Here is a 2003-nt window from a genome sequence, read left to right on the forward strand (position 1 = left end):
GAATTGTCTTGCTCCGAGATAGTAACCAAAAATCACATCAAATATATATGCCGGCATCCGGTTATAATATATAAATGAACTTTTATTTCTTTTCCATAATCTCCAGATAAAATAAGGCAACGTAAACAATGTTATAAGCTCAGAAACTACTGAAAGATGACAAAACGGAAGGTAAATAACAGCCACCCCATCCTTGCGTTCAACTTTAGCCTTATAGAACTGCAAACTACCATTACCTTTACCACGCCCCAAACTAAGGATATAACTTCTAACACGACGAGATCTGATGGCATTTGCCCACATAAAGACTTTACGTGTTGCTGCTGGGCTATCAGAAGATATTACCCTCTCGTCCCTGAGTGCATCACTGACAGCATTAGAAATAATAATACAGGACTTCATTGCAAATTTCTCTTTATGACTGCGGGCACCCCTGCTACCAGGACATTATCGGGAATATCTCGTGTGACAACTGATCCAGCTGCGACAACAACCCCTTTCCCTATGGTGACGCCACCTAAGATAAGCACATCCGCTCCTATCCAGCACCCATCACCTATTGATATAGGTAATGCGATTCCCTCACCTGCTCGTCTGTTTGAATCACCAAGACTATGAGACCCAGGTACAAATTTCACTAGAGGTCCGATATCACAGTTCTTACCTATCTCAATAGTGATATCTTCGTGGCTATAGACAATACATCCAGGACTTAACCAAGTACTATCACCGATAATCACTTTCCCGTTACCATATATGCCGCCACCACCACAGAAAGAAACATTGTTACCAATATCAACCTTTGCCAACTTTAATAAAGCTCTACGTAATGCAAAATGACGAGTAACAGGAAGAATAACTAATATTAGTCTAACTAGATGACGCCACATTAATAGCCCCCTCTTTTTTAATTCTCATCATGACAAGGCATGTCACCATAAACACTCGGCTATAATCAGATGCAGCATATGCTTCACCTTTAAGCATGGCCACTAAAAAAATAAAAAATAGCAACATACATCTTGAAACACTATATGCCCATTCCTTCCTATCATATAAAGAGCATGAAATATAAAAATATAAAAATATAACAGAGCAAAATGATATCAAGCCCCCAGAATTAATCAATCGAATAAAACCTATATCTGAATAACAATCTGACTCGATATCACAGCTGTATGAGCGACCAAATAGCAAATCCCAGCTTGAACTTGGAATATGTATCATACCTCCCAAATCACTTAATGTTGTGGCCTGAGTATTACTTGAACTTGAAAACTGACTAACCCCTTCTTTTAACCAATCAAGAGTTATGTTATTACTGAAAGAAAAAATACCAACGAACAAAGATACAGATATTGAGGTTATACAAAAAAGTATGAATAGATGTTTAATATTATTTTTTGAAAATGTAACCAGCATCCATAAAAGAGCCAAAAGCAATAGAACAAGGCCAACTCTCGCATTTAAAGAGATGAATGCAATACCCAGTATAAAATAAAAGGCCTTAATTGTAGACGTTTCATATCGCTCAGTGATAATTAATGCGACACAAAGCGCTATAGCCATAGGGAGCCCATATAGATGATGCTTACTAACACCAAAACCGCGGTAAGCAATAGCATTTTTAAATGCCTCACCTTGATAAGCAGCCCCCTCATAGACATAACTTAGCAACGACTCCCTTAATTGAGGGGAATATAACATTAGAATAGCAAAAGCGGCCTGAAACAAAATAAGTGACTTGAGTAGATACAATACCTCAGTGTACTTATTGATTCTAAAAAAATAAATCAACACATTTGCAATTATGAAACTTTCGATTATTACCCGAATTACTCCAACCGAATTGTCCCAACCATTAAAAATTAATATAAAAGAAAGCAAAACAAACAGGACAATACGAAATCCTTTTGGATAAAAAATCTTCCCTCGTAAAAATATAACTATTGATGAAAAAATAAAAAATGCCGTTTGCCCATTTCCACCAATCGAATTTATAG

At 36.8% G+C, this 2003-nt stretch carries 3 protein-coding genes; all 3 read right to left on the bottom strand.

Annotation, left to right across the window (positions count from 1 at the left end; all coding sequences use genetic code 11):
* The coding region (locus tag LD28_RS23255) for a hypothetical protein (RefSeq protein ID WP_206538776.1) at nt 1-402 on the bottom strand (402 nt) is incomplete at its 3' end.
* Nucleotides 399-890: an acyltransferase gene (locus tag LD28_RS22710; protein WP_081959656.1), complete on the bottom strand. Its 492-nt coding sequence runs from the start codon at nt 888-890 to the stop codon at nt 399-401. The genes LD28_RS23255 and LD28_RS22710, both read right to left, overlap by 4 nt.
* The coding region (locus tag LD28_RS23490) for a hypothetical protein (protein ID WP_162182407.1) at nt 871-2003 on the bottom strand (1133 nt) is incomplete at its 5' end. The genes LD28_RS22710 and LD28_RS23490, both read right to left, overlap by 20 nt.

Source organism: Aeromonas finlandensis, assembly GCF_000764645.1.
GTDB classification, from domain to species: domain Bacteria; phylum Pseudomonadota; class Gammaproteobacteria; order Enterobacterales; family Aeromonadaceae; genus Aeromonas; species Aeromonas finlandensis.

Coding starts and splice junctions, on each gene's coding strand:
- LD28_RS22710 (WP_081959656.1), bottom strand. CDS start 890: ATGTGGCGTCATCTAGTTAGACTAATATTAGTTATTCTTCCTGTTACT.